Here is a 23650-nt window from a genome sequence, read left to right on the forward strand (position 1 = left end):
GGAGCGGCTGCGCGAACTCACCACGCGCGGGGTTGCAGACGGTGCGCCGGCTCTGGAACGAGGGCCCGCAGGCCGCCAGGGAGTGGAAGGCCGCCGAGCCGCGGCTCACCTCGCGGGAGACGTGGGCCCGGCTTCTACGACGCCGGCTGAGCCGGCCCGGCTCTGCGGCATCCACACCCCTCCGCGGGCGTCCACAACGGTCGTGACCGGTGTGGACACCGGAGAACGGGTGTGGACACCGGCGACGGACGGGCGTGCGCCGCTCAGCCCAGGAAGTCCCGGCCGGTGTAGTCGCGGGTGGCCAGGGTCGGCAGCCGCTCCCACCCCACCCCGCTGGGTGGCCCACGGTGAGGTCGTAGCCGTCGGTCGGGTGCTCGTAGCGCACCCGCTCGACGTGCGCCGGCGCGAACATCGCGGCGCCCGGCCGGCGGATCGAGCCGCGAGGGCAGCTCGTCGAAGGTCGCGGTGCGGTCGATGCCGGCGAGCGTCCCGCCGTTCGCCGCGAAGAACGCGGTGGACTCGGTCGCCCCCTCCAGATTGTCGCCGGTGCGCAGCCGCCACTGCGGGGCCTGCGCGATGCCGTGGCGTACCGCGATCTGGTCTTGGCAGGGCCACAGCACCGCCGAGGCCTGGTCGGCGAACACCGGGGCGTCGCCGAGCACCGCGCGGGCGGGCAGCTCGCGGGCCGGCAGCGGGGCGCCGACGGCGAGCCAGGAGTCGGGGCCGTCCGTCCGGTCGTCGACGACGAGCCGGACCCGGTCGGCCGGGCCGGGCAGGTCGACCGCCACGTCCCGCCAGTCGCCGAGCTTCTCCCGGGCAGATCGACCGTGACCGCGCCCGCGCCGGTGTCGATCCGGACGCTCTGGTCGCTCCGCAGGTCCCCGGTCAGCGGCAGGAGCAGCCGCGTGGTCCCGGCCGGGACGGCGAACCAACCGGCGTCGAGGGTGCCGGTGCCGGCGTCCTCGGTGTGCCAGACGGGGCCGGGATCGACGACCGGTCGGGCGGCGGGCCCTCCCGCATCACCCCGGTGAGGCGGGGCGGCGCGCTCGGGGGCGGGGGCGGGGACGTCGCCTCGTCGGGGACGGTGACGGCCAGTGCGTCGGCCAGCCCGCAGCCGTCGCCGGTCAGCATGTCCAGGTTCATCGAGGCCACCGACGCGCCGGGGCCTGCTGCACCGGAGCCACGCCGAACACGACCAGCATCAGCGCGACGCCACCCGCCGTGGCGACGCGCAGCACCGCCCGGTCCGGCCGGGGAGTCCGCCCCCGCCGCCCGGCCCACCACAGCGCGGCGGCGGCCACGAGCAGCCACAGCAGCGGGCTGCGCAGGTACAGCGGCCCGAGGTGCGGGGCCAGGACCTGCTGGTTGATCGGCGCGTCGAGGACCGAGTGGTTGCCGAAGGGCTGGCCCCAGTCGGAGAACGGGCGCCACAGGTTCGGCCCGGCGTAGACCACCGCGGCAACGACGCCGAGCACGGCCGTCCCACCGCGACGAGCCGGAGCGGGGCGTGGCGCGGCAGCGGGCCGCGGGCGAGCGCGATGCCGAGCAGCAGCGTCGCGGGTGCGGCGACGGCACCGAAGTGGTTCACCCACTTGGTCGGGCTGACCGCGACGGCGACGAGGCCGAGCGCGGTCGCCGCGAGCGCGAACCCGAGTGCCCGGCCGAGCGGGCCGCCGGTGCCGCGCCGCGTCGCGAGCCGCACCGCGCCCAGCGCGAGGACGGCGACGGTCAGCAGGACCGGCAGGCGTCGCCCCCAGGTGCCCTGGTCGTCGGGGCCGAGCAGGTTCGCGTAGTGGACGAACTCGGAGTACCACTGGTACTGGAAGTAGTACCAGCGGTGCACGGCGACGGACTCGCGCACGTCGGCGAGGGTCTGGTCGGCCAGCCCGAGCGGTACGACGGCGCTCGCGGCGGCGAACGCGACAGCGACCGTCGCGAGCCGGGTCGCCCACCGCGCGTGCACGAGGTGCCACCACACCAGCGGCAGCGCGAGCAGCAACGGCATCGCGGCGACCAGCGCGGTCGGCGCGGTCGTCATCCCCACCACCGCGACGACGACGGCCGGCGCCAGCAGCCCGACCGCCCCGGTGCGGCACGCGGCGGCGACGAGCAGCAGCACCCCGGCGGCGGCCGCGGTCCCGGCGGGCTCGGGGCGCAGGGAGATGCCGTAGGGCAGGAACCAGGCCAGGTGCGCGACGGCGAGCGCGGCGACCACCCCGGGCCGGACGCCGACCCGACCCGCGAGCGCGGCGAGGGTGTACCGCAGCAGCACCCAGGTCAGCAGGCCCAGCACGACCGGCACCACGCGCAGCGGTCCGAGGCCCCAGCCGGCCAGCGACCCCCACCACTGCAGCAGGTACTGGCTGGTCGTGAACGGTGCCTCGGTGACGTCGAACTGGTAGATCGCATTGCCGATCGTCCCGGTCTCCGCACCCTGTCGGGCCATCAGCGCGTACCAGGAGTCGTCGATGTTGAGCGGCCCGAGCACCGCCCAGGCGCAGCTCACGACGAGCACGACGAGGTCGGCGACCCCCGGGCGGACCGGCGCGTCGAACACCCGGCGGGTGCCGGTCCAGGTCCGCACGGCGACGGCGAGGGTGGCGGCCAGCGCGAGCAGGTGCGCGACCAGCAGCGCCACCTTCAGCGGCGACGGCGACGACGCGTAGCGCGCATCGGTGTGCAGGGTGACCGCGAGCCCGGCGCGGCGGGCCCGGTGACGTCGGTGGCGAGCTCGGCGACCTGCGGCGGAGCGATGTCGAGGCGCTCGGCGAGGACCGCCCCGTCGCGGGTGAGGACGGTGCCGCCGTCGGCGGAGGTCACCTCGAACACACAGCCCGACGCGGCGGGTGCGGTGGCGAGCACCCGGTCGCCGGTGCGCAGCGTGAGCGTCCCGCCGGACACGCTCGCGACGAAGCCCGGCGCGGTCACCGGGTTCTCCTGCGCGGCGGGCATCGTCCGCAGCACGTCGCCCTCGCCGAGAGCGGCCGCCGCGGCGCACGGGACGGTCGCGGAGAACTCCAGCGGCCGGTACGGCGCGAGCGGCAGCACCGTGCTCGCCGGTGCCTGGCCGGCCCGGGGCCAGGTGACGACCGGGTCCTCGGCGTCGACCGGGCGAGCGCGGCGGCGAGGCCGAGCAGGCAGGTGACGACGCCGAGCAGGAGCAGCAGCGGCCCCCGACGGGCGGGGCTCACTCGAAGATCTGCTTCCAACCGTCCTTGCCGGTCAGCACGGGCGCCGACGCCCGGTAACGGGCACGCAGGCCCTCCCAGTCCGCGGCGACGGCGCGGTGCAGCCGGAACGACTCCGCGACCATCTCCTTGAACATCGCCGGGTCACGACGGCGGAAGGTGACCCCGCGGCCGTCCGGTGTGGACACCGTCGCGGAGTCCAGGCCGGCCAGCACGAACCACTGAGCGTTGCGCCACGGCACGTTGCGCTGCGGGCGCTCGCGCAGCGCCGGGTCCGGGGTGCGCAGGTTGCGCAGCACCCCGCGGGCGAGACCGACCGCGGCCTTCGCCCGGCCCACCGGGGGCTTCGGGAACAGCTGCGCGCCGAGCGCGTCGAGCTCGGCCGGCGGCACCTCGGTGGCGGACTCGAGCGGGCGGCCGTCGTCGTACTGCGCGCGCAGCGCCCGGATCTCGTCGAGCACCACGGGCAGCTTCGGGAACAGCGCCTCGGGGCCCGCGAGGAAGTCGGTGAAGCCCTTGATCTGCAGCGCGACCGCCGAGTACTCCATGAGCATCAGGTGGCGCAGGGTGCGCTTGAAGGTCTCCTTCAGCATCGCGCGCGGGTCGTCGGGGCCGTGCAGGGCCGCGGCGACGAGCCGGTTGCGGTAGTGGAAGTAGGCCTGCCAGTCCGAGGAGTCGTCCTTCTCGATGAAGGACATGTGCCAGATCGCGACGCCCGGGACGGTCGCGGTGCGGAACCCGGCGGCGCGGGCGCGCAGGCCGTACTCGGCGTCGTCCCACTTGATGAACAGCGGCAGCGGCAGGCCCAGCTGCTCCGCGGCGCGGCGCGGGATCAGGCACATCCACCAGGCGTTGTAGTCGACGTCGACGCGGCGGTGCAGCCAGCGGGTCTGGCGCAGGGTGCGGGCGGCGAGGTCGTGGTGGGCCTCGGTCTCCGGAGCGGGGCGCCACAGGAACTGGTTGCGGTCGACGACCTCGCCCATCGTGGACAGCTGCGAGCGCGCCTGCAGCGACAGCATCTGCCCGCCGACGAGCATCGGCTCGCGGGCGAACCGGCTGAACGCGACCGCGCGCAGCACCGACTCGGGCTCCAGCAGGATGTCGTCGTCCATGTAGAGGATCTGCTCGCAGTCGATCCCGCCCGCGTGCGGGCCGGTGCCGTGCAGGACCTCGTACATGATCCGGGCGTAGCCGCCGGAGCCGCCCAGGTTGGGCTGGTCGATGATCCGCAGCCGGTCCCCGAGCGCGGCCGCGGCCTGCTCGTAGCCTGCCTCGTCGCGGACCTTGCGGGTGCCCTGGTCCGGGAGGATCACCGCGGTGATCGCGTCCCGCACCTGCGGGTCGGAGCCGAGCGCGGTGAGGGTGGCGACGCAGTCGGCGGGCCGGTTGAACGTCGGCATCCCGACGACGACGGCCGCGCGCCCCGGCGCGTCGTGCGGGGCGTGCCAGCCGCCGCCGTGCAGGGTGAGGTCGGCGTCGTCGGTGGACAGGTCGAACCAGTACCAGCCGCCGTCCTCGAAGGGGCGCAGGTCCAGCTCGAGGGTGACCCGGCGACGGCCCTCGACGACCTCGCCCGCGACGACGATCTGCGACCCGTCGGCCTTGGTCCGGTACACGTCGACGCGGCCCGAGCCCTCCAGGTCCAGCCGCAGCTCGATGCTGGTGAGCGTCGACCAGGCCCGCCAGTAGCCCGCGGCGAAGGCGTTGAAGTAGGCGCCGAAGGAGACCTCGGTGGCCGCGGGGACGGTGGCGCCGGTGCGGTCGAGGATGCGGGTGCGGCGGCCGCCGATGGTCGACACGGTCAGCGAGAGCGGACGCGCCCGCTCGTCGGCGAGCGGCTCGACCGGAGTGAGCGTGGTGCCGGGGCGCTCGTCGAGGTAGAGAGCGCGGACGGCGGTGGGGTCGGCGGGCCTGGGCAGGACCACCCGCTGCAGCAGCGTCTCGCCGCTGGTCGTGGCCGGGGTGGTGGGGGACACCTGACCTCGCTGGTCCGTCGTGGTCATCGCAGGAGCTGCCTCTGTCGTCGCGGGGGCGCTGGGGTCCCGGGCGGCGGCGCTGCCGGTCCGCCCGGGTCCGGGTGGAGTCGTGCGCGAGCGTAGCCGCGCACGGTGCGGGAGCCGGGAGGCGGGCGGGCGCGGCGGGTGAGCGGAGTGGATCGTCCGGGTCACCGACCGTGCCGGACTGGCGACATGGACGAACCGGCCCTGCGCGCGGAGGCCGCAGCCGTGCTGCGCTCCCGCGGTGCGCGGTTCGGGTTTGTCCACGGCAGCCGGGCGGTGGGCGGCCGGGCGCGGGTGGCCCGGTTGCTCCGGTCGGTGGCGGCGCGGCTCTGAGAGCGTGTTTGGAAATTCTAGTGGGTTGAGGGTGTCGTGTGTTTCTGCTGGCGGGTGGCGGGGTATCCACGGGCGATGCGGCGGGTGATGGTGTTGATCGCGGCCCAGCGGATCATGGCTTCGGATGTGGTGGGGTGGCGTTCGTAGTCTCGGGCCAGGCGTCGGTGTGCGGTGAGCCAGGCCAGGGTCCGTTCGACCACCCACCTTCGTGGGAGGACGGTGAATCCGCGCTGCTCGGGTGGCTTGCGGATGATCTCGATCGTTGTCTGCAGGATCGTGGCGGCCCAGTCGAGCAGTCGCCCGGCGAAGCCGGCGTCGGCGTAGACGAACCGCACCCTGGTGCGCAGGTAGAGGTTGAGCAGGATCGGCTTGGCGCCGTCGCGGTCCTGTACCGAGGCCGAGCACACCATCGTGGTCAGCAGCAGACCGAGGGTGTCGGTCACGATGAACCGTTTCCGTCCGCCTGTCTTCTTCCCGGCGTCGTAGCCGCGGGAGTCCTGGCCGACGGTGTCGGCGCCCTTGACCGACTGGGAATCGATGATCCCCGCACTCGGCTCCGGATCACGGCCCTCGGCGATACGTAACTGCCCCCGCACGACCGGGAGGATCTTCTCGGTGACCTTCTGCTGTTCCCACTGGTTGAAGTACCAGTAGACGGTCTGCCAGGGCGGGAAGTCCACCGGCAACGCCCGCCAGGCACACCCGGTCCGCACGACATACAAGATCGCGTCCAGCACGTCCCGACGAGCATGAGCAACAGGCCGCCCCCGCCGCGCGAGCGGCGGTAACAACGGCTCGATCACCACCCACTGGGCATCACTGGTGTCCGAGGGGTACCGGCGCGGTCGTTCCTGCATGCCGACCACGATGGAGCACCCCAGCCGTGTCGACCATCCCGACACACCCACCATTTCCAAACACGCTCTGAGTCACCAGGCCGGGTCGAGGATCTCCCGCACGTCGTCCTCGGTCGGTGTCCGCGGCGCGTTGGCCGTCACCGGGTCCGCGACGGCGGCGGCCGCCAGCACCGGCAGCAGCTCCCGGTCCACGCCGAGCTCGTGCAGCGGGCGCCGGACACCGATGCCCTCGACGAGCGCGGCGATCCCGGCCACGGCGTCGCCGGTCCCCAGCGCGGCTCCGGCCCGGGAGTACGCCTGCGCCGCGGCGTCGGCGCTCCAGCGCATGACCTGCTCGTTCACCGACGCGAGCGCGACCCCGTGCGGGGTGCCCGTGTGCGCGGTGACCGCGTGCGCGATGCCGTGGACCAGGCCGAGCCCGGAGACGGTCAGCGCCTGGCCCGCCAGGTGCGCGCCGAGCAGCAGCTGCGCGCGGGCCTCCAGGTCGGTGCCGTCGTCGACGGCGACGGGCAGCCACCGGCCCACCAGCGCGACGGCCTGCGCCGCGGCGGCGTCGGAGACCGGGTTGGCGCCGCGGGAGGCGAGCGACTCGACGCCGTGGACGAGCGCGTCGAAGCCGGTCGCGGCCGTCGCCACGGGTGGCAGGCCGACGGTCAGCTCCGGGTCGAGGACGGCGACGCGGGGCCGGACCGAGGAGTGGCCCAGGTAGACCTTCCGCCTGGCGCAGGTGTCCTCGACGACGCCGAACCCGTTGGTCTCCGCGCCCGTCCCGGCCGTGGTGGGGACCGCGACCAGCGGCAGCCCGGGGGTCGGGGAGGACCACAGGTCGTCGGTGGCGCGGGCGCCGTGGTGGGTCGCGAGCAGCGCGATGCCCTTGGCCGCGTCGAGCACCGAGCCGCCGCCGATCGCGACGACCACGCAGGAGCCGAACGCGCGCAGCGTCGTCGCGCCGTGCTCGACGGCCGTCGTCGACGGGTCGGTGCCGACGAAGAGGTGCCGATAGGCGTCGAAGCCGTCCATCGTGTCGCCGGAACCGATGCCGACGACACCGTCGTCGGTGTGGACGCGGACGATCGTCGCGTCGAACACGGTGCGGGGATCGGGGTCCCAGGCGGCGCGCAGCGGCGGGTCCAGCGGGAGCCGCACCCGGTCCAGCGTGATGTCGGTGATCTTCATCAGGTCCGGGATCGTGTCGGGAGCTGGTTCCGGCTCGGGGCGCGATCGGGGGCGGTGCGCCCCGAGCCGGTTGAGCGCAGAATCTCCGACGGCCGCGCGGCCGCGCCAGGTCCGGCCGGGAATCGAGATCATCGTTGCGCTCAGGGCAACCGGTACTAGCGTGGCCGGGGTGCACAACGGCTACGGGCTCGGCCGCGACGTCGCGCTGCTGGAGGCACTGGCGTCGGACGAGGCCGTGCGCACCGACGGGCTGGGCGTCACCGCCGTCGCCCGGCTGACCGGGCGGGAGAAGAGCCAGGTCTCGCGCGCGTTGCGGGCCCTCGCCGACGCGGGACTGGTCGAGCGGGACGAGGACACGCTCGTCTACCGGCTGGGGTGGCGGCTGTTCTCCCTGGCCGCGCGGGGGACGGACAGCCGGCTGACGGCCGTCGCCGAACCGGTGCTGCACCGGCTCGCCGCCGCGACCGAGGAGACCGTGCACCTGTGCGTGCTGCGCGACGACGCGCTGCTGACCGCGCGGACGGTGTCCGGGCACTCGTTCCGCACGACCGGCTGGGAGGGCAGGCGCGCGCCGCTGCCGTGCACCTCGGCGGGCCGGGTGCTGCTCTCCGACGCCACCCCCGACGAGCTGTTCGTACGCTTCGGCGCTGTCGAGGACCTGGTGCCGGACTACCCGCGTTCGCGGGTGCGGACGGTCCCGCAGCTGTGGCGCGCGATCCGGGAGGCCGCCGAGCACGGCTGGGCCGAGTCGCACGAGGAGTTCGAGCCGGGCGTGGCCGGGTTGTCGGCACCGGTGCGCGACTTCCGCGGCCGGGTGGTCGCCGCACTCAACGTGTCCGGGCCGGTCACGCGCCTGGACGGCCGGTTCGACGAGGTGGGCCGGGCGACCGCGGCCGCCGCCGCGGCGGTGTCGGCGGAGCTGGGGTGGACACCGGGCTCCCGTCCCGGACACCACCGGTGAACGCTCAGGGCCGGCGGGGCCCGGTCGAGCCCCGGACCACCAGGTCGGTGGGCAGGACCACGGGGTCCTTGCGGACGGGGCCCGGCAGCAGCATCGACGCGGCCGCCCGGCCCTTCTCCCGGTGCGGCTGCCGGACGGTCGTCAGCGCCGGCCGCGCGAGTGCCGCTCCCGGGACGTCGTCGAAACCGACCACCGACAGATCCCCCGGCACGTCCAGCCCGAGCGACAGGGCCGCGTCGAGCACCCCGAGGGCGAGCTCGTCGCTCATGGCCAGCACCGCGGTCGGCCGGGGGTCGCGCGCGAGCAGCGCGTGGGCGGCCCGCCGGCCCGCGTCCCGGCCGTAGGGGCCCGCTCCTCCACGACCGCCGCGTCGTGACCGAGGCCGGCCTCGGCGAGCGCGTCCCGGTACCCGGCCAGCCGTCGACGGGTGCCCAGGAAGTGGGCGTGGCCTCCCGCTCGGGCGACGGCCGACCCTCCCACCCGTCGGGGTGCATCGGCATGGCGACGACGCCGAACCGGCGGTGCCCGAGGTCGAGCAGGTGACGTGCGGCGGCCCGGGCCGCGGTCCGGTCGTCGATGCCCACGTGCCCGGCGCCGTCGTGCGTGGGGCGTCCACGACGACGAACGGGAGCCTGCGCTCCCGGATCGTCTCCAGCGCGGCCCCGTCGGGCAGGTCGCAGTAGCAGATGACCCCGTCCACCAGGGCGACCCGCGCGATCGGCCCGCTCGGGCCGGGGATCAGGACCAGCGCGGAGTCCTGCTGCCCGCAGACCTCGCTGATGCCCTGCAGCAACAGGGAGGCCGCGGGGTCGGCGAAGGCGAACGACATCGGGTCCTCCAGGACGACGCCGATCGCCGCGATCCGCCCCCGCGCGAGGGTCGCCGCGACCGGGTCCGGCCCGGCGTAGCCCAGCTCGTGGGCGGTGCGGAGCACCTGTTCCCGCAACTGGGCGCTGAGCCTGTCCGGCCGGTTGTAGGCGTTCGACACCGTCGCCCGGGAGACACCGAGCGCCTCGGCGATCGTCGCCAGCGTGACCCGGCCGGCCCCCGTCTCGTTCCTGCCCACCCGACCAGTCTCCCGCGTGCGGTCCGCCCGACCCGGACGGGTCCCGTGGGGTGAAGCGGTTCACTTCTTGATTCACCAGCAGGGCCGCGACCTCTTGTGGTCGGCCAGGTTAACCGGTTTAGTAGACGAATGCGATGGTGGCGACGGAGCACGACGACACCGACGGGGACCGTCGCGTCGGACGACGACCGGGAGACCCGGATCCGGCGACGGCTGCACGCGGTCGAGACCGAGCGGCTCGAGATCCTGCTGGACGAACGGATCCCGGGCCGCCGGCACCGGCTCGACGCGCTGGCCCTCGCCCGCGCCGACCTGCTCGACGACCTCACGACACTGGGGGCCGCCCCGCCCCCGGCGGCCGTCCGTCACCGGACCCCGTGTCCGGAGGCGGACAGCTGCCGATGACCCGCCGGTCCACCCGGCCGGGCGATCAGTCCTCGGAGTCGGTCCCCGCCAGCGGGCGTCCCTCGGTGAAGTGCGGGACGAGCCGGTTCTCGTACATCGTCAGCGCCGACCCGATGGCCATGTGCATGTCGAGGTACTTGTAGGTCCCGAGCCTCCCGCCGAACAGCACGTTCCGGTTCGCGGTCTCCTTGCGCGCCAGCTCGCGGTAGCGCTCCAGCTTCGCCCGGTTCTCCGGGGTGTTGATCGGGTAGTACGGCTCGTCCCCGGACTCGGCGAAGCGCGAGTACTCGCGCACGATCACCGTCTTGTCCTTCGGGTAGTAGTCCCGCTCCGGGTGCATGTGCCGGAACTCGAGGATGCGGGTGAAGGGGACCTCGGCGTCGTTGTAGTTGATCACCGAGGTGCCCTGGAAGTCGCCGGTCGGCTCGACCGACATCTCGAAGTCCAGGGTGCGCCAGCCGAGCTCGCCCTCGGCGTGGTCGAAGTAGCGGTCCAGCGGGCCGGTGTAGACGACCGGGACGTCGGCGGGCAGCTGCTCGCGCACCGCGAAGAAGTCGGTGTCGAGGACGACGTCGATGTTGTCGTGCGCCGCCATCCGCTCCAGCCACGCCGCGTAGCCGTCGGTCGGGAGTCCCTCGTGGGTGTCGTTGAAGTAGCGGTTGTCGTAGGTGTAGCGGACCGGGAGCCGGGTGATGATCGAGGCATCCAGGTTCTTGGGGTCCGTCTGCCACTGCTTGGCGTTGTAGCCCTTGATGAACGCCTCGTAGAGCGGGCGCCCGATCAACGAGATCGCCTTCTCCTCGAGGTTCGTCACGTTCGCGGCGTCCACCTCGGCGGACTGCTCGGCGATCAGCGCGCGTGCTTCGTCGGGGGTGTGCGCCTTCCCGAAGAACTGGTTGATCAGCGCGAGGTTCATCGGGAACGCGTAGACCTGCTCGCCGGCCCGGGCGAACACGCGGTGCTGGTAGTTCGTGAAGCTCGTGAACCGGTTGACGTAGGCCCACACGCGCTCGTTCGAGGTGTGGAACAGGTGCGCGCCGTACCGGTGGATCTCGATGCCGGTCTCCGGCTCGGCCTCGGAGTAGGCGTTGCCGCCGATGTGGTTCCGGCGCTCCAGGACCAGGACGCGCTTGCCGAGGCCCTCGGCGACCCGCTCGGCCACCGTGAGTCCGAAGAACCCGGACCCGACGACGATCAGGTCGTAGCTGCTCAGGTCGTAACCGTTCAGGTCGGCACTGTCGACGCTCACGGCCATCGAGGGTAGGGCAGGCGTGATCCGGGGCACCCGGCGGCTTCGGTACCCTCGCAGGCAGGTCGGAGAAGCGGACGTATCCGGCACCGTCGTGGCCCGAGGAGAAGATGGCGTGAGCTGGTCGTCCGCCGTCCCCCTGGTGGTCCTGGCCGCCGCCTGGGTCACGCTCCCGGGTCTGGTGGTCGGCCTCGCCGCCGGTCTGCGCGGGATCGCCGCCTGGGGCGCCGCCCCGATGCTGTCGGTCGGCGTGATCGCCGGTTCCGCGGTCGGCGCGAGCATGCTGGGCGTGCCCTGGAGCGGGGCCGCCCCGGCCATCGCGGCGGCGGCGTTCGCGCTGCTCGTGGTCGGTGTGCGACGGCTGGTGCTCGGCCTCCCGCTGCTGCCGCGACCCCCCGTGGTGCGGGCCGCTGCGCAGGAGTCGGTCCGGACGCTGCTCCGCGGCGGGCCCGACCGGCGCTGGACCGGGCTCGCGGCGCTGACCGGGCTGGTGACCGCCGGCGCGCTGGGGTTCAGCGCGGCCGTCCGCGGGATGGCCCGGCCCGACGCGCTGTCGCAGACGTTCGACGCGAACTTCCACTACAACGCCGTCGCCCGGATCCTCGGGACGCACGACGCCTCGTCGCTCACCGTCGGCGGCCTGGTCAACTCCCCCGGCTTCTACCCCGCGGCCTGGCACGACGTCGTCTCGCTGGTGGCGCCGCTGGCCCCCGGCCCCGGCGAGATCGTCGTCGCGTCCAACGTGGTCGCGCTGGTCACCACGCTGCTGGTCTGGCCGCTGTCGGTGCTGTTCCTCGTGCGGACGCTCGTCGGGCGCTCGGCCGGTGCTGCGCTCGCCGCCCCGGTGCTGGCACTCGGCTTCGTCGCGTTCCCGTGGACGCTGGTCACCTACGGCGCGCTGTGGCCGAACCTGCTGGGCGTCTCGCTGGTCCCGGCCGCGCTGGCGGCGACGGCGCTCGCCGCGCGGCCGGGGCTCGGGCCGGACCCGGTGTCCCCCGCCCGGCCGGGCCCGTTCCCCCCGGGGCGGGTGGCGCGCTGGTTCCCGGCGGTGGCCGCCGTCGTCGCGCTGGGGTTCGCGCACCCGAACGCGTTGTTCGGCGCGGTGGTCGTCGCGGGTCCGCCGATCCTGTGGGGACTCGTGGGCGCGGTGCGCCGCGGGCTGCGCGGCGGCACGTGGCCGACCGTGCGCGCGGCCACGGCGGTGCCGGTCGTACTCGCCGCGCTCGGCGGCGTCGGCTGGTTCATGTTCGCCTCCCCCGCCCTCGACGGGATCCGCGGCTACTACTGGGAACCGGAGTTCTCGGTCACCGACGCCGTGTGGAACGCGGTGCTGCACAGCCCCGAGGACAATGCCCCGGCCTGGTCGATCGCGGTGCTCACGGTGGCCGGCGCGGTGTGGGCGCTGCGCCGGGCCCGGACGTCCTGGCTGGTCCCGGCGCACCTGATGGTCTGCACGCTCTACGTCGTCGGCGCCACCACGTGGTCCTCGGTCTGGACCGGGGTCTGGTACAACGACTCGCCCCGGATCGCCGCGCTCGTCCCGGTCACCGCGGCCCCGCTCGCCGCGCTCGGCCTGGTCGCGCTGTGCTCGCTGGCCCGCAGCCTCGCCTGCCTGGTCCGCGACCGCCTCACCCGGGCCGCACCCGCCGTCGCCGGGCTGCCCCGGCCGCGGGCCGCGGTGCTCGTCGCGATCGGCGTGATCGCGGTCGTCGTCACCTCGGGTGGGCTCTACCAGCGCTCGCACGTCGACTCGCTCGCCGCGATCTACCAGACACCGGAGGAGGTACTGGTCGGCCCGGAGCAGGCGCGGTTCCTGCGCGAGGCGGGTGAGCTGCTGCCCTCGGACGCGGTGGTGGCGCAGAACCCGTGGGCCGGTACCGCGATGCTGTGGCCGCTCACCGACCGGCAGGTGCTGTTCCCGCACCTCACCGGGGTGTGGTCGCCGGACCAGCAGGTCATCGCCGAGCGGCTGCGCGACGCGTCGAACGACCCCGCGGTGTGCGCGGCCGTCGCCGAGACCGGGACCGGGTACGTGATCACGGCGCCGCCGACGTTCTGGCAGCCGGACCCGCTGGCGCTGCAGTGGCCCGGCCTCGACGACCTCGCCGACGCCGACGGGTTCGAGCTGCTCGCCCGCGACGGCGACAACGCGCTCTGGCGCATCACCGCCTGCGACGCCGGGCGGGTCGTCGGTTCCTGATCACCCGGTCGGGCACGGGACCGGCGGGGCCGCACGGCCGCCGGTAGTCTCCGAGACCGGCCAGCGCCGGGAATCGGGTCCGGTGGGTCGTCGACGGCTCCGGGACCGGCGCCGGGAGAGGAGCCGCGACCTCGATGGCCGGACCCACCTGGCTGTCCGCGCTGCCCACCGCGCTCGTCGCGGTGTTCTGGGTGGTCGGGCCCGGTCTGCTCGTGCTGCGGGCGTGCGGGGTCCGGGGCGTCACGGCATGGGGTCTCGCGCCGGTCGTGTCGACCGCGGTGATCTCGTCCACGGCCGTGCTGGGCACCCTCGCCGGGGTGCGCTGGGGGCCGTGGGTGCCGCTGGGCGTCGCGGTCGTGCTCGCACTGCTCGGCGGGCTGTTCCGGGTCTTCGTCGCCCGGCGCCCGCCCGGCAGCGCGCTGCACCGGGGCTGGCGGACGGCGCTGCGGTCGTGGGCCCCGGGCCGGCGGCTCCGGGCCGCGCTGGACCGCGTCCGCACCCCGAGGGGCCAGTTCGCGAAGCGCCCCGAACCGATGACGGCCGCGATGCCCCAGGTGTGGCGGACCTCGGCCCAGCGGGCGGGCACCGACGGCCGCCGGGCGGGGATCGCCGCCGCGGCGGGCGTCGTCGTCGCGGCCGCGCTGGCGTGGTGGACGGTGGTGCTCGGCTTCGGCCCGGTGGACGGCCTGTCCTCGACCTACGACGGCGTCTTCCACTACAACGCCGTCGCCCACATCCTGCAGTCCGGCGACGCGTCGTCGCTGACGCTGGGGTCGCTGACGAACCCGTCGTCGGCGATGGCGCTGTACCCGGCGGGCTGGCACGACCTGGTGTCGCTGGTCGCGATGCTGTCCGGCAGCGGGGTCCCGGTCGCGACCAACCTGACGGCCTGGGTCGTGGCGGGGGTGGTGTTCCCGCTGTCTGTGGCGGCGCTGACCCGTCAGGTCATGGGCCCCTCGTCCGGTGCCGCGCTGGCCGCGCCGGTGCTCGCGACCGGGTTCACCGCGCTGCCGTGGGCGCTCATGTCGTTCGGGGTGCTGTGGCCGAACCTGCTCGGGGTGGCGCTGCTGCCCGGGTACCTGACGCTGCTGCTGGCCGTCGTCGGGGTGGCCGAGCGCAGCGTGATCGGCGCAGGCGGGGCGGCGTTCACCCTGGTCCTGACACTCCCCGCGCTCGGTCTCGCCCACCCGAACGCGTTGTTCAGCCTCGCGGTGCTCGGCCTGTTCCCGGTGCTGTGGGGCATCGGCGTGCTCGCCCGGCGACGGCTGCTCACCCGCCGGTTCTGGCAGCCGGTGCTGGCCGCGGTCGGCGTCGCCGGGATCGTCGCCGCCGTCCTGTGGTTCATGACGGCCTCGCCGCTGACCGCCGGGGTCCGCAGCTTCGACTGGCCCGCGTTCACCGACGTGCCGACGGCGATCGGGCAGGTGCTGTTCAACTCCCCCAACGGCCGTCCCGAGCTCGTCGTGCTGTCGGTGCTGGTCGTCGTCGGCGCGGTGGCCGCGCTGCGGCGCGTCGCGACCTCGTGGCTGGTACCCGCGCACCTCGCCTCCGGCGCGCTCTACGTGCTGGCCGCGGCCGACGACGGGAAGACCTCCGCCGCCCTCACCGGTGCCTGGTACAACGACTCCTACCGGCTGGCGGCGATGGTGCCCGTCACCGGGGCCGTGCTGGCCGTGGTCGGGCTGTGCGCCCTCGCGTCGGTCCTGCGCCACGTGCTGCTGCGTATCCCGCGCACCGCGGCCCTGGCGCGGCGCCGGGTGGTCGCGCCCGCGCTCGCGGCGGCGCTGCTCGCGGTCGTCGTCGCCACGACCGGCGGGATGTCGGTGGCGACGCACGCCGACGTCCTGGCCGGGCCGTACCAGCAGCCCTCCGACCCGCTCCTCGAACCGGGGCAGCGCGAGTTCCTCGACGAGGTCGGCCGGATCGTCGGCCCCGACGACGTCGTGGCCGCGGACCCGTTCACCGGCGACGCACTGCTGTTCCCGCTGACCGGCCGCCGGGTCCTGTTCCCGCACCTCATCGGCAACTGGACCCCGGAGCAGACGCTGCTGGCGACGCGGTTCCGCGACGTCGGGACCGACCCGACCGTCTGCACGGCGGCCGCCGACCTGGGCGTCGACTGGCTGTTGACGGGGCCGATCACGTTCTGGCCGAACCACGGCGGCGCCCGCTGGTACCCGGGTCTGCACGACATCGCACCGGTGCCCGGGTTCGAGCTCGTCGCGACGGGCGGGGGCCAGGAGCTCTGGCGGCTGACGGCCTGCACACCGGGCGCGCCGGCCACCCCGCAGGCCCAGGCGTTCGCCCCGCCCGGTCCCGACGCCCCGTCCCCGTCCCCGTACGGTGGGTGACCCCCCGACGCCCTCGACGGAGCCCACGTGACCGAACTCCCCGAGTACGAACGCTCCCTGCGGATGGTCGAGCGCCGCAGGCTCGCGACCGGCTTCGCGAAGCAGATCGCGATCACCACCGAACCCGCTCTCGACGTGCCGTTCCGTGAGGCACGGGTGGTCGATCTCGGCTGCGGGTACGGCTACACCGCACTCGAGCTCGCGGGCCTGTGCCGGGAGGTCGTCGGCATCGAGCCGAACGGTGCTCTGGCCGCCGAGGCGACTCGGCTGGCCGCCGAGGGCGGCCGCGAGAACTTCACGTTCCGTGTCCAGGGCATCGGCGACTTCGGCCACGGCGACGACGCCGGGGCCTTCGACGTGGCCGTGCTCGACAACGTCCTGGAGCACCTCGACGACCAGCCCGACGCGCTGGAGCGGATCGCGTCCTGCCTGCGCCCCGGCGGCGTCGCCTACATCCTGGTGCCGAACCGGTGGTGGCCGATCGAGGCGCACTACTCGCTGCCGTTCCTCGCGTGGCTGCCGCTGCCGCTGGCGACCCGCTACCTGCGCTGGTCGGGACGCGGCAGCGACTACACCGACGCCAGCTACGCCCCGAGCTACCTGCGGATGCGCCGGCTCCTCGCGCAGCGACCCGACCTCGACGCGCGGTTCACCGTGCCCGGCGACGTGAGCCTCGCCGAGGGCGGCGGATCCCGGCTCTACTCGCTGGGGGTGGCGGCGCTGCGCCGGTTCCCGCCGCTGTGGGCGATCTCGAAGGCGTTCCTCGTCGTCGCCGTGAAGAAGAAGCAGACCTGACCGTGGCGCGACGGCTCCTCGCCGCGGCCGACCTGGTCGTCGGCCCGGTCGTCGCCGTCGGGGTGGTGGCCGTCGGGCTGCTGGTCGCCGACCGGATCACCGTCCCGGCCGGGTCGAACGTGGGCCTGGCGCTCACCGCGACCGGCGGGGCGCTCGTCGCGGCGGTGCTCGCGGCCGCGGCGTGGACCCGGTCCCCGCTGGTCGCCGCGCCGCTGGCGTGGGTGGGGCTGGCGGCGCTGCCCGCGGTGCCGCTGACGCTGTTCCTGGCGAACACCCCGCACTACCTGTTCGGCGTCGGCGGCGACCAGCAGTTCCGGGTCGCGTTCCTGACCCGGTTCGCGGACTCGGCGCGGCTCGCGGACTTCGCCTACGCGGACATGCCGCCGTACTACCCGGCGGCGTGGTTCTGGCTCGGGGGGCGGGCGGCGGCGCTGCTGGGCGTCGACGCCTGGGCGTTCCACAAGCCGTACTCAATCGCGACGCTGGCGGTCACCGCCGTGCTGACCCACGCGTTGTGGGCACTCGTGACGTCCCGGCCGCGGGCGGTCGGGGCCGCCGTCGCCACCACCCTGGCCGGGTTCGTGACACTGGCCGCGTACTCGCCGTACTCGTGGCTGACCGCGGCGCTCGTCCCGCCGCTGGCGGTGCTCGGGCTGCGGCTGGTGCGGCGGCGCGGGGCCTGGGTCCGCACCGCGCTCCTGGTCGGCCTCGTACTCGGCCTGGCCGCCGTCACCCACACCCAGATCCTGGCCTTCGCGGGATTCGTCCTGGCCGTGCTCGCGGTGGACGGCCTCGTCACCCGCACGACCGGTCCGGCCGGGCTCGGCACGACGGTGGCGGTGGTCCTCGCCGCGGCGCTGCCGCCGGCCCTGGTGCACTGGCTGCCCTACCTGCTGGCCTCGGCCGGGCAACCCACCTACAGCGCGGGCCAGCACTTCCTCGCCGAGGCGGGCGCCCGGTGGCCGCTGCCGATGCTGGAGGCGACCCCGGTCGGCGCGCTGTGCCTGCTCGGTACGGTGTGGATCGTGGTCCGCGCCCGCACCTCGACGGTGGCCAGGGCGCTGGCGGTCACCGCGCTCTGCGGCTACGCCTGGTACCTGCTCTCGACGGTCGCGCTCGCCGCCGGGACGACGCTGCTGGCCTTCCGGATCCAGCCGATCCTGACCGCGGCGCTGGCCTGCGGAGCGGTGTGGGCCGTCGCCGAGGTGGCCGAGCGGCTGCGCGCGGGCGGGGCACGGGTGGGGGCCACGGCGACGGTCGTGACCGTGCTGGCCGCGGCGGTCGTCGTCGGGCAGGTGCAGTCGGTCCCGCAGGACTACGCGTGGACCGGGACGGCACAGGACTACCGCCCCGACGGGACGCGGCCCGACGGCTCGCGGGACCCGGCCGACGCGAACGCCTGGCTCGGGGACCTGCGCACGGCGATCGACGGTCTGACCGGTCGCCCGCCGCGGGAGGTCGTCGTCGCGAGCGCGAACGCGACCCTGCTCAGCTACACACCGTACTTCGCGTTCCAGGCCTCGCAGCCGCAGTACGCGAACCCGCTCGCCGACTACCCGGCCCGCACCGACGAGCTCCGCCGGTGGGCGGCCGCGACCGACCCGGGCCGGCTGCTCGCCGCGCTGGACCGCGGCCCGGTGCGGGCGCCGTCGGTGTTCGTGCTGGAACGGGCCGCCGACGGGACGCTGCGGCTGCCGCTGGCGCAGGACCGGTTCCCCGACCCCCGCCAGGGTGCCGACCCCGCGGTGTTCGCACCGCAGCTGTTCGACGACCCGGCCTGGCAGCGGCGCGACGTCGGCCCGTACGCGGTGCTGGTGCGGGCCGGCGTCCCCGCGGTGCCCTGAGGCCTCGGACCTCGGACCTCGGGCATCGGGCCTCGGGCCTCGGGCCTCGGGCCTCGGCCACCGTCGGCGGGTCGAGCGCGAGCCGCGCCCCGTACTCGTCCAGGACTGTGACTGATTCGGTCCACAGGTCACCGCCGTTCGCGGAACACTGGCGGCCATGCTGCGTGCGCGACGACAGGCTGCGGACGACGGCCAGGACACGGGCCGGCGTGCCCCGGACCGCAGGATCCTCCTGGTCGCCGCCCTCACGGCCCTGGCCGTCGGTGTGTGGGCGTGCTGGTCGGTGACCGTCGACGATGCCTACATCACCTACCGCTACAGCGAGAACCTCGCGCACGGGTTCGGGCCGGTCTGGAACCCGGGGCGTGTGCCGGTGGAGGGGTTCACCAACTTCGCGTGGATGGTGTGGCACGCACCGTGGGTGTGGTTGGGTGTGCCCCTTCCGGTGGTCTCGAAGCTGACGGCCGCTGCCTGTGCCGCTGCCACCGTGTGGATCCTGGTCACCGAGCCTCGCACCCGGAGCGGCGCCGTGGTGGCCGCGGGGAGCTTCGTCCTGTTCCTCCCGACCTGGGTCCACGTCGACGCCGGCCTGGAGACAGCGCCCTTCGCTCTGGTCGTGCTGCGGGCCGTCGTCCTCGCTGCGCGGCTGCTGCACGACCGGGACGCCGTGGTCCGGCCCTGGGAGATCCCGGCGTTGCTGCTACTCGCGGGGACCCTCCGCCCCGACGGGGTGCTCGGGGTCGCCCCCGCCCTGCTGGTCTGGCTGTGGCTGCGCAGATCCCGCAGGTCGACCTGGCTGTGGACCGCGGCCGGTGGCGCCGTCGGCGTCGGCTACGTGGTCGCACGATGGGCGTACTACGGCCACCCACTGCCGAACACCTTCTACGTGAAGGTGGGTGTGGAGGCCACGACCGACGGTCGCTGGATCGAGCTGACAGCGGCGACGCTGTTGCCGCTGCTGGCGTTCGCCGTCGCCGCGTTGTTCCGGGTACGCACCGCGGCCTCGGCAGCGCTGGTACTGGCGAGCTGCACGGCTCTGTGGATCATCCCGGCCCTCACCGCGCCGGCGATGGACTATCTGTCGCGGTTCGCGTGGCACGGACTCCCGCTGATGTGCCTGGCCGCGGCGTGGGCGCTCGACACGGTCGAGATGCGCCGGGTCGCGGCCACGGCGGCGGTGGTGGCGGTCGGCTGGACGACGGTCGCCGGCGTCCTCGCACCGGACGGGCCGAGCATGGTCAACTACGGTGACGACCTCCGGCGCGCGCACATCGCCGTCGGCCTCGCGCTGGCCGACACCGACCTTGCGCCGGACCGGCGAACCGTCGCGGTGTCCGATGCGGGCGCCATCCCGTACTTCTCCGGATGGATCGCCACCGACTACATCGGCCTGAACGACGGTCGGATCGCGCACGGCGCGGACCCGACCGACGTCCTGCGGACCGACGACCCGTCCGTCGTCGTCGTCACCAGTTCCTCGCCCAAACCACCGACCGCGTCGTGGCGCACCGACCTCACTCCGGTGCTCGCCGGCCGCGAGCTCGTCGGCGTCGCGCAGATGCGCCCCGAGTACTTCCAGCTCGTGTTCGCGAAGCCGGACGTCGCCCCGCAGGTCAGGGCGGCGCTGGACCGCCGCCTCGCGGAGGGTCGCGCGGTCACCGACGCCCGCCTCGGCCCCGGCTACTCCCGCTGGCTGGAGCGGGTCCTCGGCATCAGCTGAGGCCGAGGGCGTGCCCGGCCAGGGCACGCAGCGCGGCGGCGTCGCGGCGCAGCACCGCCCCGGGCAGCTGGACGGCGGCGTTGAGCCGCGACGACACGTGCGCGCGGGCGGCACGGGCGGCACGGGGCAGCCCCCGGGCCGCCATCCGGTCCGCCTCCGCCGCGAAGTAGCGGCGCTCCTCGGCGAACCGGTTCCCGGCGACCGCACCCGATCCCGAGTCGCTGGAGCGGTGCCGCCGGTAGCGGAAGCAGACGTGGTCGTCGACGACCATCGTCCCGCCGTCGGCGATCACCGCGACCGGCAGCGCCAGGTCGAACACGTCCGCGGACTCCGGAAGCGCGACCTGCGCCACCGCGTCGGTCCGCCAGCACAGCGACGGGTTGTACAGCCAGTTCCCCCGCAGCAGGCTCACCAGCAGGTCCTCGCCGCCGACCGACCGCGGGCCGGATCCGGACGGCGCGAGCAGCGCCTTGACCCGGTCGGCGAGCGGGCGGACCGGACGGTCGTCGGCGTCCATCACGGCCACGCCCGGCTGCACCACCGCGGCGTCCGGCCAGCGCTCGTGCAGCGCCAGGACGGTGTCGAGGTAGTCGGGCTCCATCAGGTCGTCGGCGCCCATCATCACGAAGTACGGCAGCTCGACCGCCTCGATGCAGTACCGGTTGTTCGGCTGGGCGCCGAGCCGCGTCGCGTTGCGGCGGTACCGGATCCGGTCGTCGCCCAGGCCCGCGAACCAGGGCCCGATCGAGTCGTCGGGGTAGCCGTCGTCGACGACGGTGAGCCGCCAGTCGGTGCGGCGCTGGGCCTGCACGCTGCGGACCGCGCGGCGTAGGAGCTCCGGGTCGCCGTAGAAGGGGAGCATCACGTCGACGGGCACGCGCCCGACGGTAGCGAGCCGCCCCCTGGCTAGGATCACCCGGCCTCACCGGCCACGACACCAGCCACGACCCGGAGCACGGCGATGGACATCCAGAACCACTACTACGGCCACTCGGCCGTCCTCGCCGCCTACGCCGGGCTGTCCCGGCCCCGGCACATCGCCGGTCTGCTGCAGCACGGCTGGACCGCGGTCTCCCCCGTCGCCGCGCACTTCGCGGACTTCCCGACGGTCGGCACCGACCCCCGCCGGCGACGGCTGCTGGTGTGGTCGCACGGCTGCCGCGGCTGGTCCCCCGCCGACGAGGACCGCGAGACCACGCCGATCGGTGCCCCGGTGCTCTACCTGGAGGCGCTGCTGCGCGCGCAGGGCTGGACGCCGTCGGACCGGCTCGGGCCGGTGTTCGTCCCGTTCCACGGCACCCGGCTCGTCCGTGTGACCGGCGCGCACGCCGACCTGGCCCGTCAGGTCGCGAAGGTCGACGGTCCGTCGACGGTGTGCCTGCACCACGAGGACATGACCGACCCGGAGATCACCACCGCCTGGCGCGACGCCGGGCACACGCTGGTCACCGCCGGGCGGCGCGACGACCCGCACTTCCTGCTGCGGATCATGCACCTGGTCGGGAACGCGAGCCGGGTCTCGTCGAACCGGCTGTCGACGGCCGTGCTGTACGCGGCCGCCGTCGGCACCCCCGCCGGGGTGTGGGGTGACCCGCTGACGTTCGGGGCGCAGTCGTCGTCGGCGGTGGACGAGCTGCGCGCGACCTGGCCGGAGTTCCACACGGTCGATCCCACCGACGGGACCCGCCCGGAGTCCGGCGACGCGGAGGCCGACGCCGCCGCGACCGCGCTCGCCCGCCGCGAGCTCGGCGCCGAGCACCTGCTCGACCCGGACGCGCTGCGCACCGTGCTCGGCTGGGGCCGCACCCCGAGCGCCGGGCCCGGCCTGCAGCACTACGCGGCGTCGCCGCTGGCGAAGGCCGCGATGGTGCTCGGGCTGACCCAGCGCTCCGCGGCCAGCACGCAGGCCATGTCGGCGGGCAGCTCGAACCCGCTGCTGTGGCTGCGCCACCCGCTGGCCGCGCTGCCGAAGCCGCTGCCGCGCGGACTGCCCACGCCGATCGCGACCGAGGAGCCCCTCGACGCCTGACCATGATCGCCGGGAGTGGAGCGGAGGACGCAGCCGACTACTCTCCGCGCTCCACTCCCGGCGATCATGACGGTCGGAAGATCCGGCGGACCAGCACCAGCAGGGCCACCCCGAGCAGCGCGGCCAGTACGAACCGCACCGACAGCCACAGCACGCCGTCGGACGGCAGCAGCACCCCGGCCCCGCACACGACGACGCCGACGGCCAGCGGCCCGGCCAGCACCGCCTCCCGCCAGCGGGTCGGTGACACCCGCCGACGCAGCAGCGACGTCCCGGCCGCCAGGGCCAGGTAGATCAGCGGGAACCCGGCGGCGACCGCGGTCAGCGACCCGGTCCGGGCGAGCAGCACCGCCGCGACCACCCCGAGCACCAGGCTGACCGGGCTCGCGATGGCGAGCCCGCCGCTGCGGCCGGACGCGAACACCAGGTGCACGTTGGCCAGGTAGACGACGCTGACCACGGCGCCGAGCGTCGCGACCGCGGTGACCGGCACCAGCTGTTCGGGGGCGAACGAGGCCGGGGCGAGGATCCGCAGCAGGAACGGGGCGAGCAGCGCGACCCCGCCGGCCAGTGCGGCGGTGACGACGCCGACGTCGCGGGCGGTGCGTTCCAGCGCGGCGCCGCGGGCCTCGGGAGCGGTCCGGTAGATGACCGGCGCCCAGGCGTTGTTCAGCGCGGAGACGATCATGGCGGGCGCGGAGCCGAGGAGCAGCGCGATCTGCATGCGGCCGCCGTCGGCGACCCCGAAGTACCGACTCACGATCAGCACGAGCGCGTTCTGCACGAGCAGCAGCGCGACCAGGTGCGGGACGGCGGGCAGCCCGATCCGCAGCGCCCGGCCGAAGTCGCCCCGCGCGGTGCGCGGGCGGCCGCCGCGCAGCGCGAGCACGAGCCCGATCACCGCGGCCGCGAGGTAGCCGAGCAGCAGGCCGAACAGGTAGTCGTCGGCGTCGCTCGCCCGCCACGCGACGAGCGCGAGCCCGGCGAGCGGTCCGCCGAGCGTCGCCACCCCGGACATGACGACGAACGGCACCGGCCGGTCCTGCACCCGCAGGAACGCCTGGGCGTTGAGCACCACCACGAAGCCGGCGGCGGCGAGCCCGGCGAACACCAGCCCGGCGCGCCACGGCACCGACAGGACCGGCAGGCTCCACCACGGGCCTGCCAGCACCGCGAGCACGACCACCGCCAGCGACAGGGCGCTGCCCTGCAGCACCAGCGCCCGCGCGCCGTCGGTGCCCGAGCTCTCCAGGATCCCGTGCCGGGTGATCGACGACGCCAGGCCGAACCCGACGACCATCGCACCGACCTGCACCAGGATCAGCCCGACGGCGACGACGCCGTACTCGGCGTCGCCCAGCAGCCGGGTCACGAACGGCGTGACGACGACGTTCGCCAGGATCGGGGCGACGCTGCCCAGCGTGTAGAGCGAGCCGCGCCCGAGCACCTCCCGGCTGGCGTCCACGGCGCTCACCC

19 protein-coding genes and 1 pseudogene are annotated in these 23650 nt (G+C 74.8%); 9 read left to right on the forward strand and 11 right to left on the reverse strand.

Going from position 1 to position 23650, the window contains the following annotated elements; genetic code table 11:
- Positions 1–263: 263 nt before the first annotated feature.
- From KPL57_RS18490 to KPL57_RS18510, 5 genes are all read right to left on the reverse strand, one after another.
- A complete protein-coding gene (locus tag KPL57_RS18490) occupies positions 264–788 on the reverse strand; it encodes an arabinosyltransferase C-terminal domain-containing protein (protein ID WP_226352547.1) in 525 nt (174 codons plus the stop codon).
- 97 nt (positions 789–885) lie between these two features.
- On the reverse strand, positions 886–1143 hold the full coding sequence (locus KPL57_RS18495; protein WP_226352548.1) for a hypothetical protein: 258 nt from the start codon (positions 1141–1143) through the stop codon (positions 886–888).
- Positions 1144–1201: 58 nt separating this feature from the next.
- Complete coding sequence (locus KPL57_RS18500) at positions 1202–2638, reverse strand: arabinosyltransferase domain-containing protein (protein ID WP_308252928.1); 1437 nt, start codon at positions 2636–2638, stop codon at positions 1202–1204.
- A 2-nt stretch (positions 2639–2640) separates the two neighbouring features.
- The gene (locus KPL57_RS18505) at positions 2641–3141 is read right to left on the reverse strand and encodes a hypothetical protein (RefSeq protein ID WP_226352579.1); all 501 of its coding nucleotides are present in this window, start codon (positions 3139–3141) and stop codon (positions 2641–2643) included.
- A gap of 46 nt (positions 3142–3187) precedes the next feature.
- On the reverse strand, positions 3188–5191 hold the full coding sequence (locus KPL57_RS18510) for a glycosyltransferase (RefSeq protein WP_226352549.1): 2004 nt from the start codon (positions 5189–5191) through the stop codon (positions 3188–3190).
- A gap of 186 nt (positions 5192–5377) precedes the next feature.
- Between KPL57_RS18510 and KPL57_RS18515 the strand changes: the two genes are divergently transcribed.
- Positions 5378–5521 carry a hypothetical protein gene (locus KPL57_RS18515; RefSeq protein WP_020623732.1) on the forward strand — a complete coding sequence of 48 codons (144 nt, stop codon included), beginning with the start codon at positions 5378–5380 and terminating at the stop codon, positions 5519–5521.
- A gap of 1 nt (position 5522) precedes the next feature.
- On the opposite strand, the pseudogene KPL57_RS18520 reads toward KPL57_RS18515, so the two are convergent.
- A pseudogene (locus tag KPL57_RS18520) lies at positions 5523–6432 on the reverse strand (IS5 family transposase); the annotation flags it as partial.
- Between the two features lie 18 nt (positions 6433–6450).
- Positions 6451–7554 carry an iron-containing alcohol dehydrogenase family protein gene (locus tag KPL57_RS18525; protein WP_226352550.1) on the reverse strand — a complete coding sequence of 368 codons (1104 nt, stop codon included), beginning with the start codon at positions 7552–7554 and terminating at the stop codon, positions 6451–6453.
- Between the two features lie 169 nt (positions 7555–7723).
- Between KPL57_RS18525 and KPL57_RS18530 the strand changes: the two genes are divergently transcribed.
- Positions 7724–8515, forward strand: a complete 792-nt coding sequence (locus KPL57_RS18530) for an IclR family transcriptional regulator (protein WP_226352551.1) — start codon at positions 7724–7726, stop codon at positions 8513–8515.
- 4 nt (positions 8516–8519) lie between these two features.
- Here the strand turns inward: KPL57_RS18530 and KPL57_RS18535 are convergent, their stop codons facing one another.
- Positions 8520–9581, reverse strand: coding sequence for a LacI family DNA-binding transcriptional regulator (locus KPL57_RS18535; protein WP_226352552.1), 1062 nt, complete (start codon positions 9579–9581; stop codon positions 8520–8522).
- Positions 9582–9710: 129 nt separating this feature from the next.
- On the opposite strand from KPL57_RS18535, the gene KPL57_RS18540 reads away from it, so the two are divergent.
- Entirely contained in the window at positions 9711–9986 is a 276-nt protein-coding gene (locus tag KPL57_RS18540) for a hypothetical protein (protein ID WP_226352553.1), read from the forward strand.
- Positions 9987–10011: 25 nt separating this feature from the next.
- Here the strand turns inward: KPL57_RS18540 and glf are convergent, their stop codons facing one another.
- Positions 10012–11241, reverse strand: coding sequence for a UDP-galactopyranose mutase (gene glf / locus KPL57_RS18545; protein WP_226352554.1), 1230 nt, complete (start codon positions 11239–11241; stop codon positions 10012–10014).
- Between the two features lie 109 nt (positions 11242–11350).
- Here glf and KPL57_RS18550 point away from each other — a divergent pair, with 109 nt between their 5' ends.
- The 5 genes from KPL57_RS18550 (at position 11351) to KPL57_RS18570 (ending at position 20145) form a co-directional block, all read left to right on the forward strand.
- On the forward strand, positions 11351–13435 hold the full coding sequence (locus KPL57_RS18550) for a DUF6541 family protein (RefSeq protein ID WP_226352555.1): 2085 nt from the start codon (positions 11351–11353) through the stop codon (positions 13433–13435).
- A 134-nt stretch (positions 13436–13569) separates the two neighbouring features.
- Positions 13570–15786 (forward strand): DUF6541 family protein, encoded by a 2217-nt coding sequence (locus KPL57_RS18555; RefSeq protein WP_226352556.1) that lies wholly within the window; start codon positions 13570–13572, stop codon positions 15784–15786.
- 27 nt (positions 15787–15813) lie between these two features.
- Positions 15814–16581 (forward strand): class I SAM-dependent methyltransferase, encoded by a 768-nt coding sequence (locus KPL57_RS18560; protein ID WP_226352557.1) that lies wholly within the window; start codon positions 15814–15816, stop codon positions 16579–16581.
- A gap of 2 nt (positions 16582–16583) precedes the next feature.
- On the forward strand, positions 16584–18425 hold the full coding sequence (locus tag KPL57_RS18565; RefSeq protein ID WP_226352558.1) for an arabinofuranosyltransferase: 1842 nt from the start codon (positions 16584–16586) through the stop codon (positions 18423–18425).
- A gap of 157 nt (positions 18426–18582) precedes the next feature.
- Entirely contained in the window at positions 18583–20145 is a 1563-nt protein-coding gene (locus KPL57_RS18570; RefSeq protein WP_226352559.1) for a hypothetical protein, read from the forward strand.
- On the opposite strand, the gene KPL57_RS18575 is transcribed toward KPL57_RS18570, so the two are convergent.
- Entirely contained in the window at positions 20138–21022 is an 885-nt protein-coding gene (locus KPL57_RS18575) for a glycosyltransferase family 2 protein (protein ID WP_020626732.1), read from the reverse strand. The two genes, KPL57_RS18570 and KPL57_RS18575, sit on opposite strands and share 8 nt — an antisense overlap.
- An 84-nt stretch (positions 21023–21106) precedes the next feature.
- On the opposite strand from KPL57_RS18575, the gene KPL57_RS18580 reads away from it, so the two are divergent.
- On the forward strand, positions 21107–22174 hold the full coding sequence (locus KPL57_RS18580; protein ID WP_226352560.1) for a hypothetical protein: 1068 nt from the start codon (positions 21107–21109) through the stop codon (positions 22172–22174).
- Between the two features lie 64 nt (positions 22175–22238).
- Here the strand turns inward: KPL57_RS18580 and KPL57_RS18585 are convergent, their stop codons facing one another.
- A complete protein-coding gene (locus KPL57_RS18585) occupies positions 22239–23639 on the reverse strand; it encodes a lipopolysaccharide biosynthesis protein (RefSeq protein WP_226352561.1) in 1401 nt (466 codons plus the stop codon).
- Positions 23640–23650 lie beyond the last annotated feature (11 nt).

The organism is Pseudonocardia sp. ICBG601 (assembly GCF_020496245.1).

Excerpts from the sequence above, each read along its gene's own strand:
- KPL57_RS18580 (WP_226352560.1), top strand. The coding sequence starts at position 21,107 with ATGGACATCCAGAACCACTACTACGGCCACTCGGCCGTCCTCGCCGCC.
- KPL57_RS18555 (WP_226352556.1), top strand. The coding sequence starts at position 13,570 with ATGGCCGGACCCACCTGGCTGTCCGCGCTGCCCACCGCGCTCGTCGCG.
- KPL57_RS18540 (WP_226352553.1), top strand. The coding sequence starts at position 9,711 with ATGCGATGGTGGCGACGGAGCACGACGACACCGACGGGGACCGTCGCG.
- KPL57_RS18525 (WP_226352550.1), bottom strand. The coding sequence starts at position 7,554 with ATGAAGATCACCGACATCACGCTGGACCGGGTGCGGCTCCCGCTGGAC.
- glf (WP_226352554.1), bottom strand. The coding sequence starts at position 11,241 with ATGGCCGTGAGCGTCGACAGTGCCGACCTGAACGGTTACGACCTGAGC.
- KPL57_RS18570 (WP_226352559.1), top strand. The coding sequence starts at position 18,583 with ATGCTGCGTGCGCGACGACAGGCTGCGGACGACGGCCAGGACACGGGC.
- KPL57_RS18495 (WP_226352548.1), bottom strand. The coding sequence starts at position 1,143 with ATGAACCTGGACATGCTGACCGGCGACGGCTGCGGGCTGGCCGACGCA.
- KPL57_RS18510 (WP_226352549.1), bottom strand. The coding sequence starts at position 5,191 with ATGACCACGACGGACCAGCGAGGTCAGGTGTCCCCCACCACCCCGGCC.
- KPL57_RS18515 (WP_020623732.1), top strand. The coding sequence starts at position 5,378 with ATGGACGAACCGGCCCTGCGCGCGGAGGCCGCAGCCGTGCTGCGCTCC.